The sequence below is a fragment of the Sphingomonas ginsengisoli An et al. 2013 genome (assembly GCF_009363895.1).
Taxonomy (GTDB): domain Bacteria; phylum Pseudomonadota; class Alphaproteobacteria; order Sphingomonadales; family Sphingomonadaceae; genus Sphingomicrobium; species Sphingomicrobium ginsengisoli.
Genome location: NZ_CP045434.1, coordinates 2,868,994 through 2,880,589, shown reverse-complemented (window position 1 = coordinate 2,880,589; position 11,596 = coordinate 2,868,994). Strand labels below are relative to the sequence as shown.

Sequence of the window (11,596 nt, the reverse complement as noted above, 5' to 3'; positions counted from 1 at the left end):
AGCGGAGCGAAGTCGAAGGGCGCTTCGCCACGCATACGCCCTTCGACTGCGGCCTGCGGCCTCCGCTCAGGACGAGCGGTGATGGCATCCGTTGCCTGCTCACGCCGCGCACTCGCGGGCGACGGCGGCGTCGTCGAACGGGAGCGTGCGCTCCCCGATGATCTGCACGGTTTCATGTCCCTTGCCGGCGAGCAGGATGATGTCGGCCTTGCCGGCGTCGGCGATCGCGGCGGCGATCGCTTCGCGGCGGCCACCAATCTCCCGCGCGCCCGGAGCGCCGGCAATCACCTCGGCGCGGATCTTGGCGGGGTCCTCGCTGCGCGGATTGTCGTCGGTGACAATCACCAGATCGCTGAGCCGTGCCGCAACCGCGCCCATCTCCGGCCGCTTGCCCTCGTCGCGGTCGCCGCCGGCGCCGAACACGGTGATCAGCCGGCCACCCTTCTCGGCCGCGACGTGGGGGCGCAGCGCAGCAATCGCCGCCTCAAGCGCGTCGGGAGTGTGGGCATAATCGACGTAGACCGGCGCCCCGGCGCGGGTGATGACCGCCCGCTCGAGCCGCCCGCGCACCGGACTCAATCGGCCCATGCCGGCGAAGGTGGTCGCCCAGTCGCCGCCGGTGACCAGCACCAACCCCGCCGCGGTCAACACGTTGGCCGCCTGGTAGGCGCCGATCAGCGGCAGCTTGAGCAGGTGCGGCTTGCCGGCATGGACGAGGTCGAGCTGCTGGCCGAGCGGGCTCGGGCTTTGGCGCTGGAGATCGATCAGCGTGCCGCCGGGGCCGACCGTCTCGACCTTGAGCCCGCGTCGCTTGGCGCGCAGGACGACTTCCTCGCTGCGGGGATCGCCGGTCCACACCACCGCGGCGCCGTCGGCGTCGACCACCCGCTCGAACAGCGCCATCTTGGCTTCGAAATAGGCGTCCATCGTCTGGTGGTAGTCGAGATGGTCGCGCGAGAAGTTGGTGAAGGCGGCGGCGCGGACCGGCAGCCCTTCAGTGCGATACTGGTCGAGCCCGTGGCTCGACGCCTCATAAGCGACGTGGCCGATGCCCATCGTCTTGAGGCCGCTCATATTGTGGAGGAAGGTAACGATGTCGGGGGTGGTGAGCCCGGTCTTAACCTGGTCGTCTGCGGTGGTGACGCCGAGCGTTCCGACCGAGGCCGAGCGGTGGCCGGCCATCCGCCACAACTGCCGCGCCATCTCGACGGTCGAGGTCTTGCCGTTGGTGCCGGTGACCGCGACCGTGACCTCGGGATAGGGCGCGAAGAAGCGGGCGGCGAGCAGAGCGAAGCGGCGGCGCGGTTCGGCGTCGGCGAGGTGGAGCGCGCCATCGACCCGCGCCTCGGGCCGGGCGATCACCGCGATCGCGCCGCGCTCGATCGCCGCGGGGATAAAGTCCTCGCCATTACGCACGCTGCCCTGGAAGGCGCCGAAGACGGTGCCCGGGACAACCTTGCGATGATCGATCGCGAAGCCGCTGACCTCCTGCTCGCCCGCCTCCGGCACGATGTCCGACAGCCGCATGGCGCGCTTACTTCTTCCCGTGAACGAAGGGCAGCACCTCGGCCATGTTGGCGTCGCGGTTCATGTCGGGCCGAATGCCGAGCATCGGGGCGATCCGCGCCACCGTCTTGCCGAAGGTCGGGGCCGAGTTCCAGCCGGCTGTGCGGAAGCCGAAGGTCTGCGCGGTCGCCTTGGGTTCGTCGAGCATCACCACCATTGCATAGCGCGGCTCGTCCATCGGGAACACGCCGGCGAAGCTGGTGACGTTGAGGCCGTTCTTCGAATAGCGGCCATTGACGATCTTTTCCGCGGTGCCGGTCTTGCCGCCGACGCGGTAGCCAGGCGCGTCGGCCTGCTTGCCGGTGCCCTTCATCACCACCAGCCGCAGAAGCGCGCGCATCTTGTAGCTGGTCTCTTCGGAGAAGACGCGGTGGCCGGGGGCGACGGGGTGGTTCGGCCCGACCTTGAGCAGAGTCGGCGCGTGGAAGACGCCGCCGTTGAAGAGCGTCGCATAGCCAGTGGCGAGGTGGAGCGGCGAGACCGCGATCGAGTGGCCGAAGCCGACCGTCATCACGTCGAGTGGGGTCCAGTCGCGCGGGTAGAGCGGACGCCCTTTTTCCTTGAGCTCGAACGGCATCGGATTGAGGAAGCCCATCGCTTTCAGGTAGCGCTTCTGGTCGGTTGCCCCCACCTGCGCGGCGATCTGGGCGGTACCGATGTTGGAGCTTTCCTCCATGATCTCGGCGACTGAGCAGTCGCGTCCGAACGGGTGAGTGTCGGTGATCGTGCGACCGTAGGCCTTGAGCGCCAGCGGACAGGGATAGATCTGCCCCATCGAGCGGACCTTGCCGGTCTCGAATGCCATGGCGACGGTGAACGGCTTGAAGGTCGAGCCAAGCTCCCACACGCCCTGGGTCGCGCGGTTGAAGCGCGCCTCGGGGTCGGCATTGCCGGCAACGTTGGGGTTCAATTGCGGGAGCGAGGCCATCGCCATCACTTCGCCGGTGTGGATGTCGATGATGACGCCCGCCGCGCCCAACGCCGAGAAGGTGGTCTTGGCGTCGAGCAGCTCGTGTTCGAGCGCCTGCTGAACCGAGCTATTGATCGACAGCACCAGCGGCTGGCCGCGGGTGTTGGGGTTGGTCAGCGTCTCGTCGAACGCGCGCTCCATCCCCGCCGCGCCATGGCCGTCGATATTGGTAAAGCCGAGCACGTGCGCGGCGAGGTCGGTCTGCGGGTAGAGCCGGTCGGGCTCGCGGCTCAATGCCAGGCCGGGCTCGCCGAGCGCGTTGATCTGCTCGACCAGCGCGGGCGATGCGCGGCGGCGGACGTAGATGAACGGCTTGTCCGAGCGCAGCAGCCCGAGCCAGCCGGCAGCGTCATGCTCGGGCATCAGCACCGCAAGCTTGCGGGCGAGGTCGAGCTTGTCGCCGATGACCTTGCCCGGCTGCACCGCGATGGTCCAGGCGTCGATGGTCCGCGCGAGCGGCTCGCCGTTGCGGTCGACGATGTCGCCGCGGGCCGGGACCAGCGCGGTCACCATGCCCTTGCGCCCGGCATGGTCGCCGAACGCCGCGAGGTACATCAGGCGAAGGACGATCAGCGCAACGATGCCGCCGTAGAGCAGCATCCCGAACATCAGCCGCTGGTGCATCACCGCGAGCGTCTGCCGCCGCTGGCCGACCAGGCGGAGCCGCTCGGGCCGGGCGACGAGAGCGGGGGTCGGCGCGTTCATCGGTCGGTTGCGGCTTCCTTGGACTTGGACTTGGGTGTCGACGGTCGGGCGGCGAGCGGATCGAGGCCCTTGGGCTTCGGTCGGGCCGCCGACTCCGCTACCTTGCTAGCAGCGGTTTTCGCAGGCGTCGCAGGCGCCGTGGCCCGAACCGCCGGCTTTTCCACAGTTTTCTGCGCCACGGTCGACGACCCGCCGAGGTCGCGGCGGAAGCTGGCGACGTGCATCATCTCCGACGGCGAGGCCGGCTTGGGCGCAGCGGCGACGGCGGGCGCCGCGACCGGCGCAGCGTTGCTGACCGGACCGTCATCATCCACCACTGGCGCCGACGGCTTGGGCGCCGGAGCCGAGGCCAGCACCACCGGCGCCGACGGGTCCATCGTCTTGTGCGGCGCGGCGAGGGTCGCGAGCTGGAAGCTGCCCTCGAGGAACTGGTTGGCCTTGGGCGCCGACAGCGCGAGCACCTTGACGTTCCACTGCTCGAGCTGGGCCAAACGCCCACGAGTGCCGATCTCGGTCTGAAGCAGGCGGATGTCGCGCTGCGCCAGAACGATGCGGTTCTCGGTTTCTTCGAGCGAGGCGCGCTCGGAGGCGACCTGGAGATTGACCATGTAGCAGCCGAGCGCGGTGGCGGCGATGCCGGCAACCCAGCCAACGGACTTGAAGCTCTTGAGGCTCATGCGGCGAGCTCCTCCCAGGCGGGGGCGTCGGTGCGGACGGCGCTGCGCAGCCGGGCAGACCGGGCGCGCGGATTGCGGACGAGTTCGGCCTCGCTCGGGCCGACCGGCTTGGCGACCGCGGCGAAGGTCGGCGCCGGGCCGGCGGCGACGGTCGGGCGATGGCGCGAGCCGGCCGGCGTCGCCCCGCTACGGTCACGCAGGAAGCGCTTCACGATCCGGTCCTCGAGCGAATGGAACGTCACCACCGCCAGCCGGCCGCCGGGACGCAGCACGCGCTCGGCGGCGCGCAGGCCCTGCTCGAGCTCCTCGAGCTCGGCGTTCAGGTGGATGCGGATCGCCTGGAAGGTCTTGGTCGCGGGATCGGTCTTCATCCCCGCATGGTGGCCGAGCGCCTTGTGGACCACCGCCCGCAGCTCCGACGTGCGGGTCAGCGGGCGGGCGGCGACGATCGCGCGGGCGACGGTGCGGGCGCGCGGCTCCTCGCCATAATCGCGGATAACGCGCGCGATCTCGGATTCATCGGCCTCGTTGAGGAAGTCGGCGGCGGTCTGGCCGGCCTGGCTCATCCGCATGTCGAGCGGGCCGTCCTTGGCGAAGGAGAAGCCGCGGTCGGCCTGGTCGAGCTGCATGGAGGAGACGCCGATATCGAGCGTGACGCCGTCGACCGGCGCGAGGTCACGCTCGGCCAGCGCCGCGTCCATCTGGGAAAAGCGGTCGTGGATTAGGGTCAGATTGCCGGCAGGGACGAGTGCCGGCCCGTTCGCGATCGCATCCGGATCGCGATCGAAGCCGATCACTCGTCCCGCCCCCGCCCCGAGCAAAGCGCGCGTATAGCCGCCAGCTCCGAACGTGCCGTCGACAAGCGTTTCGCCAGGAACCACGGCGAGCGCAGCGACGACTTCATCGACCAGTACCGGCACGTGGGCCTGAGCGGAGGTGGGGACAGCAATCACGCGCTGATCCCCCGCTCTTCGAGCCGGTAACGGCAGATGTCCTTCAAATCCTCCGGGATGTTGGGGTCGGCGAGGAAGGTCTGGGGGTTCCAGATCTGGAAGGTCTCACCGGTGCCGAGGAAGAGCGCGAGGTCGGCGATCCCGCCCTTGCGGCGCATCATCGGCGGCATGAGGATGCGGCCCGAACTGTCGTAGGGCACTTCCTCGCTCGCCGCGAACGCCATCAGGTTGCGCTGCTGATATTCGAGCTGCGCCTGGGGGTCGGTCTCCTGCTTCTCGAGCAGGCGTTCGAGCTTCTCGTGCTTGAGCGCCGCGTAGGCGGGATCGTAGGCGCTCAGGGCCTGGAACTGCTCGTGCTTGGCAAGGACGATGGTGCGCGAGTCGCCGCGGCGCTCGATCACGGTGCGCAGGAAGGCGGGTACGGAGACGCGCCCCTTGGCGTCTACCGCATTGAGCGCACTGCCCTGAAACAGGTGCTCCAATGCCACCGCGCAACCACTCCCGCCGCGCCGGGCAAAGCTTCCCTGTTCGCCGGATGCACGGCCTCACCGTGCGCTCCGACGCCCTGTGACCGAATGTTGGTCAGCCCCGCGCTGGGGATGTGTGTAACGCGGGTTAGCATGGGTAGCAATGGGATTTGATGGGATTTCATGGGCAATGATGCGTTTTGGCGGAATTCTGCGGCTTCAGGGGCACAGTTTGCGCCGCCCCGAGACGCGCAATCGCTGTGCGGGAAGCTGTGGATAACCTTGTGCGAAAGGGACTCAGCGGCGGCTAGCGGTTGAGCGCCCCGAGCATCGCGACCACGCCCTCCGGTCCGCCCGCGAGCCGCAGGAAATCGGCGTCGGCGACGACCAGCGCCCTTCCCTGCCCGAGCCGGCAATCGGCAGAGCGTTCGTCCACAGCGAGCTGACAGGATCCGGCGGATCGGGTCAGCCGTCCGGGGCTGTCGCTCGCGAGCGTCTGGCCGGCGACGACGAAGCGGAGCGTCGCGGTCGCGCCCGGCAGCGGCGCCTCGCTGCGCAGCCCCCAGTGGGCAAGAAGGCCGGTGTCGGCGAAGCTGGTCGGCGGTCGCTGGCGGTCGCCGAGCCGGAGCGCACTCGGCCACGTCAGCCGCGGATCGGCGAGCAGCAGCAGCCGTCCCCCGCCCCGCACCCAGGCGTCGAGCGCGACCAGCCGCTCGGCCGTCAGCGCGCGCGGCTGCGCGGCGAGCAGCAGCCCGCGCGGCGGCAGCCCCTCGGGCCCGTCGATCAATTGGACGCGGTAGGCGCCTTCCAGCGCGGTCATCACCGGCGAGGGCGGCGCGGTGAGGGTGAAACTTTCACCAAAAGCGAGCGGCAGGCCGGTGAGGAGGAAGAGTTTCGGCGGCGGCGCGACGGGCGACGCAGCGCGCTGGCAAGCGGTCGAGCCGAGCAGGAGCGACCCCGCCGCGATGGCCTTAATCACTTGGCCTTGGTTACGTTGTGGACCTGGTTCTCGTCCGGGTTCTGCCCTGGCGCGACCCCCAATTCGCTCAGCGGATCGCTGGGCGCGCTGGCGTTGACGCTGTTGGTCTCGGGCTCGCCGCTGCTGCGCACGATGGCGGTTCCCAGCAGGACGATCAGGAAGACGAGGGCGAGCCCCGTCAGGCCGTACCGGATGCGCTGCATGCTATCCAACGCCAGCTCAAATCCTCCCCCACGACCGGCCCATGACTATGCCCGTTCCGGGGGCATTGCAAACAACCCTTCATCGATCGGCCATTGACGGTTCATGCTGCAGCCGCAAAAGGCCCGAGTCATGAACCGCAACCTCCTCCTGCTCCCGATCGCCGCGGCGTTTGCCGTCGCTGGCTGCCAACAGCACACCATCGTCGACAACGGTCCGCCCGATCCGATGGCCAACCAGCTCGCCAATGCCGCGCCGGTCGAGCTGCCGCCGGCGATCACCGCCAGCAAGGTCTATCGCTGCAAGGACAACAGCCTCGTCTACATCGACTGGCTGAGCAACGGCGCCGCGCGCGTGAAGAAGAACAAGACCGATCCGGCCGGGACCGACATCGCCAAGGATTCGCCTGACCTCAAGGGCAGCGCCGACGCCGCGACGATCACCTACAAGGGTCAGTCCTGCAAGGCCTGACCGGCTCGCGCAATTCGACACTTCCACCAACCCCGGCCCTCACCGGCCGGGGTTTTGTTTTGCGCGCCATCCGCTAAGGCGCGCGCATGTCGGAGATCACCCCCCAGATCGTCGCCGAGCACGGCCTGTCGGACGAGGAATATGAGCGGCTGCTGCACGCGCTCGGGCGCACGCCCAACCTCACCGAACTCGGCATCTTCTCGGTCATGTGGTCGGAGCATTGCTCCTACAAGAGCTCGCGCATCCACCTGAAGAAGCTGCCGACCGAGGCGCCGTGGGTGATCTGCGGGCCGGGCGAGAATGCCGGGGTGATCGACATCGGCGACGGCGACGCCGCCATCTTCAAGATGGAGAGCCATAACCACCCCTCCTACATCGAGCCCTATCAGGGCGCGGCGACCGGGGTCGGGGGGATCTTGCGCGACGTCTTCACTATGGGCGCGCGGCCGGTCGCCAATCTGAACGCGCTGCGCTTCGGGCGGCCCGACCATCCCAAGATGCGCCACCTCATCAGCGGCGTGGTCCACGGGATCGGCGGCTACGGCAATTGCGTCGGCGTCCCGACGGTCGGCGGCGAGGTCAATTTCGACCCGGCCTATGACGGCAACATCCTGGTCAACGCGATGACCGTCGGCGTCGCGAAAACCGACAAGATCTTTTACTCGGCCGCCGCGGGAATCGGCAATCCGGTGGTCTATGTCGGCTCCAAGACCGGCCGCGACGGCATCCACGGCGCGACCATGGCGAGCGCCGACTTCGGCGAGGATTCGGACGAGAAGCGGCCGACCGTGCAGGTCGGCGATCCCTTCACCGAGAAACTGCTGATCGAGGCCTGCCTAGAGCTGATGGCCTCGGACGCGATCGTCGCCATCCAGGACATGGGCGCCGCCGGCCTCACCTCGTCGAGCGTCGAGATGGCGTCGAAGGGCGGGGTCGGCATCCGCCTGGTGATGGACCAGGTGCCGTGCCGCGAAGAGGGCATGACGCCCTACGAGATGATGCTGTCCGAATCGCAGGAGCGGATGCTGATGGTGCTGAAGCCCGGCCGCGAGGCCGAGGCCGAGGCGATCTTCAAGAAGTGGGAGCTGGACTTCGCGGTGATCGGCACCGTCACCGACACCGGGCGGATGGAGCTTGAGTGGCAGGGCGAGGTCGTCGCCGACATTCCGCTGGGCCCGCTCGCGGACGAGGCGCCGCTCTACGATCGCCCGCACCTCAGCCAGGATGACTATTACGCGTGGGCCAAGGTCAAGCCGCTCGGCGAGCTGCCCGAGAGCAAGGACATCGCCGGCGACCTGTTGAAGCTGATGGGCTCGCCCGCGCTCGCCAGCCGGCGCTGGATCTGGGAGCAATATGACACGCAGGTCGGCGGCGACACTGTACAGCGTCCAGGCGGCGACGCCGCGGTGGTTCGCGTCCACGGCAGCGACAAGGCGCTGGCGATGACCACCGACTGCACCCCGCGCTACTGCTTCGCCGACCCCTATGAAGGCGGCAAGCAGGCGATCGCCGAGGCCTATCGCAACCTGTCGGCGGTCGGCGCGACCCCGCTGGCGGTGACCAACTGCCTCAACTTCGCCAACCCGCAGCGGCCCGAGATCATGGCCCAGATCGTCGGCTGCCTGCAGGGGATGAGCGAAGCGTGCATCGCGCTCGACTTCCCGATCGTGAGCGGCAACGTCAGCCTCTACAACGAGAGCAAGGCGACCGGCGGCGGCAGCGCGATCCTGCCCACCCCGGCGATCGGCGCGGTCGGACTGATGCCCGACTGGCGCAAGTCGGCGACGATTCCCTTCAAGGCCGAGGGCGACACCATCTGCCTGATCGGCGGCCGTCGCAACGACGGCAACGGCCACTTGGGCCAATCGCTCTGGCTGCGCGAGATCGAGGGCCGCCAGGACGGCCAGCCGCCCGAGGTCGACCTCGACCACGAGCTTGCCGCCGGCACCCTCGTCCGCCAACTCATCGCCGACGACATGGTCACCGCGGTCCACGATGTCGCCGACGGCGGCCCTGCGGTGGCGATCGCCGAGATGGCGCTGGCAAGCGGGCTCGGCGCCGAGCTGCTGCTGTGGGCGCCGTTCGCCGCCGATGCGTTCGGCGAGGACCAGGGCGTCTACGTCGTCACCGTCAGCGATGACGAGGAACTGACCGCGCTGAGCGCACTCGAGCAGGCGTGCGACGCAGCGGGCATCCAGTGCGCGATCGTCGGCACGGTGACCGGCGACAAATTGAAGTTCGTCGACGTCGCCGAGTGGGAAGCCGACCGCTTCGACGGCATGGCCGAGGTCAGCCTCGCCGACCTGCGCGCCGCGCACGAGGGCTTCTTCCCCCGCCTGATGGGCGCCGAGCTCTAGGCGGCGGCGCCGCCCCCTACCCCGCCCACGGTCGTCCTGTTAGGATGGCCGCGGGCAACGGGGGACTGGGATGCTGAGGCCGATTGCACTCGCCACCGCGCTTTGCGGGACGCTCGACATCCTTCTCGCGATTTTTCTGACCTTGAGCCGCGGCAAGGAGATCGGGGCGATGCTCCGCTACGTCGCCAGCGGGCCGTTTCCCGCCGCGAGCGGGATGGAGACCGGCGGCGCGCTGCTCGGCCTCGTCGTCCACTACGCGCTGATGGCGATCATGGTCGCGGTGTTCGTCTTCCTCGCCAGCCAGTGGCCGATCCTGCTCCGCCGCCCGCTGCTGAGCGGCCTTGGCTACGGCCTCCTCACCTACATCGTCATGAATCTGGTCGTGGTGCCGCTGCGCTTCCACCCGCCCTTCCCGCCGTCGGGGCTGGCGATCAGCACACAATTGTTCGCCCACCTCATCCTCGTCGGCATTCCGACTGCGCTGATCGCCGCGCGCTTCCTGCCGGCCACGCGGCCGCTCGCATGAGCAGCGTCGCCGCTCCCGCCGACCGCATCGCCACGCTCGACCTCATCCGCGGGGTCGCGGTGATGGGGATCTTCTCGGTCAACGTGGTCGCCTTCGCGATGATCGAGGGGGCGTATTTCAACCCCGGCGCATACGGCGGCCACACCGGCGCCGACCTGTGGCTGTGGGCGGTCAACCTCGTCCTGATCGACGGCAAGATGCGCAGCCTGTTCTCCATGCTGTTCGGGGCGTCGATGCTGCTGGTGATCGACCGCGCCGAAGCGTCGGGTCAGAACGCCGCCGCGGTGCACTTCCGCCGGATGCTGGTGCTGATGGGGTTCGGCCTCGTCCATTTCTACTTCATCTGGTTCGGCGACATCTTGTTCAGCTACGGCGCGATGGGCGTGATCGCCTTCTTCTTCCGCAACCGCAGCGCGCGCCAGCTCGGCTGGATCGGCGGCGGGCTGATTATCGCCAACATGATCCTGTTCGCCGCTTTCACCCTTCATCTGCGCGAGGCCGACCTGCTCGCCCATTCGGCGCGCGCGACCGCCGACCAGATCGCCGACTGGAACCAGATCGGCCGCCTCCTCTATCCGCTGCCGACCGACTTCGTGAAAGACCTCGCCGTCTATCGCGGCGGGTTCGTGGGCCGCCTGACCCAGATGGTCAGCGAGCGCGGCGGCGAGCCGTTCGGCAGCCTGCCCTTCATCGGCCCGGAGACGCTCGGGCTCATGCTGCTCGGCATGGCCTGCTTCAAGAGCGGGCTGTTCACCGGCGTCTGGAGCGACGCGGCCTATCGCAAGATCGCCTGGGTCGGGCTGGTTGTCGGGGCAATCGTCTTCACCGCACTCGCCTGGGCCGATGTGCAGACCCGTTTCTACGTGCCGGTGGTGTTCGGCGGCTTCCTTATGCTCGCGCCGTTCCGCGTACAGATGGCGCTCGGCTACGCCGCGCTGATCATCCTGCTCGGCCGCCGGATGGGTCCGCTCGCCCAGTGGATCGCCGCCGCCGGCCGCTGCGCTTTTTCGAACTATCTGGGTACCAGCATCGTCGCGAGCTTCGTCTTCTACGGCTGGGGGCTCGGTCTCTACGGCAGCGTCTCGCGCTTCGAGGCGTGGCTGTTGGCGCCCGTCCTCTGGCTAGTCATGCTGACCTGGTCGAAGCCATGGCTCGAGCGCTTCCACTACGGCCCGCTCGAGTGGCTGTGGCGGTCCTTGAGCCGCGGGTCGCTGCAGCCGATGCGCAAAGGTAAGCGCGCGCCGGCGGTGGCGGGAGCCTAGATCCGGCCGAAGCCCTGGCCGGCCGACTTCTTGCCGAAGCCGCCGGCGGGGCGGCGGCTCTGGAGGGGGTTGGTGACCCGGTCGAAGAGTTCGACGGTCTTGGCGAAGGTGCGGCGGAGCTCGACCACATGGGGAACGAGTTCGTCGGGGAAGCGGCGGGTCTCGACGCACAGCCGGGCGGTGGTTTCGATCAGCTCGGCGACCTTCGCCAGCGGCTCGGCCCCGAACTGGCGCGCTTCGCCCTTGATGGTGTGGGCCGGACGGACCAGCGCCACCGTGTCCTGGCGGTGCATCGCGTCCTCGATCTCGCGGACCGACTTGACCCCATCCTCACGGAAATAGCCGAGGATTCGGATGAAGCCCGGGCCGAGCTCGGCCCGGCTCTTCTCGAAGTGCACCCAGTCGACGACCTTGAGGTCCTCTTCGCGCAGTTCGTTCGCTTGCTCGTCCACGTCCCCGACC

Annotated in this window: 12 protein-coding genes; 4 read left to right on the top strand and 8 right to left on the bottom strand. The window is 68.7% G+C overall.

Annotated elements, in window-relative coordinates; translation table 11 throughout:
* Positions 1-99 precede the first annotated feature (99 nt).
* The 7 genes from GCU42_RS14055 to GCU42_RS14025 all read right to left on the bottom strand — a co-directional run bounded on the left by GCU42_RS14055 (position 100) and on the right by GCU42_RS14025 (position 6,520).
* The gene (locus GCU42_RS14055; protein ID WP_114228439.1) at positions 100-1,527 is read right to left on the bottom strand and encodes a UDP-N-acetylmuramoyl-L-alanyl-D-glutamate--2,6-diaminopimelate ligase; all 1,428 of its coding nucleotides are present in this window, start codon (positions 1,525-1,527) and stop codon (positions 100-102) included.
* Positions 1,528-1,534: 7 nt separating this feature from the next.
* Positions 1,535-3,241: a peptidoglycan D,D-transpeptidase FtsI family protein gene (locus GCU42_RS14050; RefSeq protein WP_114228440.1), complete on the bottom strand. Its 1,707-nt coding sequence runs from the start codon at positions 3,239-3,241 to the stop codon at positions 1,535-1,537.
* Positions 3,238-3,918: a hypothetical protein gene (locus GCU42_RS14045; protein WP_114228441.1), complete on the bottom strand. Its 681-nt coding sequence runs from the start codon at positions 3,916-3,918 to the stop codon at positions 3,238-3,240. Before GCU42_RS14045 ends, GCU42_RS14050 begins: the two co-directional genes overlap by 4 nt.
* The gene (gene rsmH, locus GCU42_RS14040; protein ID WP_114228644.1) at positions 3,915-4,868 is read right to left on the bottom strand and encodes a 16S rRNA (cytosine(1402)-N(4))-methyltransferase RsmH; all 954 of its coding nucleotides are present in this window, start codon (positions 4,866-4,868) and stop codon (positions 3,915-3,917) included. The genes GCU42_RS14045 and rsmH overlap by 4 nt, the downstream gene beginning before the upstream one ends.
* On the bottom strand, positions 4,868-5,353 hold the full coding sequence (locus tag GCU42_RS14035) for a division/cell wall cluster transcriptional repressor MraZ (protein WP_114228442.1): 486 nt from the start codon (positions 5,351-5,353) through the stop codon (positions 4,868-4,870). Before GCU42_RS14035 ends, rsmH begins: the two co-directional genes overlap by 1 nt.
* Before the next feature lie 292 nt (positions 5,354-5,645).
* On the bottom strand, positions 5,646-6,317 hold the full coding sequence (locus GCU42_RS14030; RefSeq protein ID WP_114228443.1) for a Gldg family protein: 672 nt from the start codon (positions 6,315-6,317) through the stop codon (positions 5,646-5,648).
* The gene (locus GCU42_RS14025) at positions 6,314-6,520 is read right to left on the bottom strand and encodes a hypothetical protein (protein WP_114228444.1); all 207 of its coding nucleotides are present in this window, start codon (positions 6,518-6,520) and stop codon (positions 6,314-6,316) included. Before GCU42_RS14025 ends, GCU42_RS14030 begins: the two co-directional genes overlap by 4 nt.
* A gap of 130 nt (positions 6,521-6,650) precedes the next feature.
* Here GCU42_RS14025 and GCU42_RS14020 point away from each other — a divergent pair, with 130 nt between their 5' ends.
* The 4 genes from GCU42_RS14020 to GCU42_RS14005 all read left to right on the top strand — a co-directional run bounded on the left by GCU42_RS14020 (position 6,651) and on the right by GCU42_RS14005 (position 11,134).
* Entirely contained in the window at positions 6,651-6,989 is a 339-nt protein-coding gene (locus GCU42_RS14020; protein WP_114228445.1) for a YajG family lipoprotein, read from the top strand.
* Between the two features lie 86 nt (positions 6,990-7,075).
* The gene (gene purL / locus GCU42_RS14015; protein ID WP_114228446.1) at positions 7,076-9,346 is read left to right on the top strand and encodes a phosphoribosylformylglycinamidine synthase subunit PurL; all 2,271 of its coding nucleotides are present in this window, start codon (positions 7,076-7,078) and stop codon (positions 9,344-9,346) included.
* A 70-nt stretch (positions 9,347-9,416) separates the two neighbouring features.
* The gene (locus GCU42_RS14010) at positions 9,417-9,872 is read left to right on the top strand and encodes a hypothetical protein (RefSeq protein WP_114228447.1); all 456 of its coding nucleotides are present in this window, start codon (positions 9,417-9,419) and stop codon (positions 9,870-9,872) included.
* The gene (locus tag GCU42_RS14005; RefSeq protein ID WP_114228448.1) at positions 9,869-11,134 is read left to right on the top strand and encodes a DUF418 domain-containing protein; all 1,266 of its coding nucleotides are present in this window, start codon (positions 9,869-9,871) and stop codon (positions 11,132-11,134) included. The genes GCU42_RS14010 and GCU42_RS14005 overlap by 4 nt, the downstream gene beginning before the upstream one ends.
* On the opposite strand, the gene GCU42_RS14000 is transcribed toward GCU42_RS14005, so the two are convergent.
* Positions 11,131-11,586, bottom strand: a complete 456-nt coding sequence (locus tag GCU42_RS14000) for an Hpt domain-containing protein (RefSeq protein ID WP_420496923.1) — start codon at positions 11,584-11,586, stop codon at positions 11,131-11,133. The genes GCU42_RS14005 and GCU42_RS14000 overlap by 4 nt on opposite strands.
* Positions 11,587-11,596 lie beyond the last annotated feature (10 nt).

Bases quoted from the DNA above. Each gene is read 5' to 3' on its own strand.
- GCU42_RS14055 (WP_114228439.1), bottom strand. From the start codon at position 1,527: ATGCGGCTGTCGGACATCGTGCCGGAGGCGGGCGAGCAGGAGGTCAGC.
- GCU42_RS14050 (WP_114228440.1), bottom strand. From the start codon at position 3,241: ATGAACGCGCCGACCCCCGCTCTCGTCGCCCGGCCCGAGCGGCTCCGC.
- GCU42_RS14045 (WP_114228441.1), bottom strand. From the start codon at position 3,918: ATGAGCCTCAAGAGCTTCAAGTCCGTTGGCTGGGTTGCCGGCATCGCC.
- GCU42_RS14025 (WP_114228444.1), bottom strand. From the start codon at position 6,520: ATGCAGCGCATCCGGTACGGCCTGACGGGGCTCGCCCTCGTCTTCCTG.
- GCU42_RS14020 (WP_114228445.1), top strand. From the start codon at position 6,651: ATGAACCGCAACCTCCTCCTGCTCCCGATCGCCGCGGCGTTTGCCGTC.
- purL (WP_114228446.1), top strand. From the start codon at position 7,076: ATGTCGGAGATCACCCCCCAGATCGTCGCCGAGCACGGCCTGTCGGAC.
- GCU42_RS14010 (WP_114228447.1), top strand. From the start codon at position 9,417: ATGCTGAGGCCGATTGCACTCGCCACCGCGCTTTGCGGGACGCTCGAC.
- GCU42_RS14005 (WP_114228448.1), top strand. From the start codon at position 9,869: ATGAGCAGCGTCGCCGCTCCCGCCGACCGCATCGCCACGCTCGACCTC.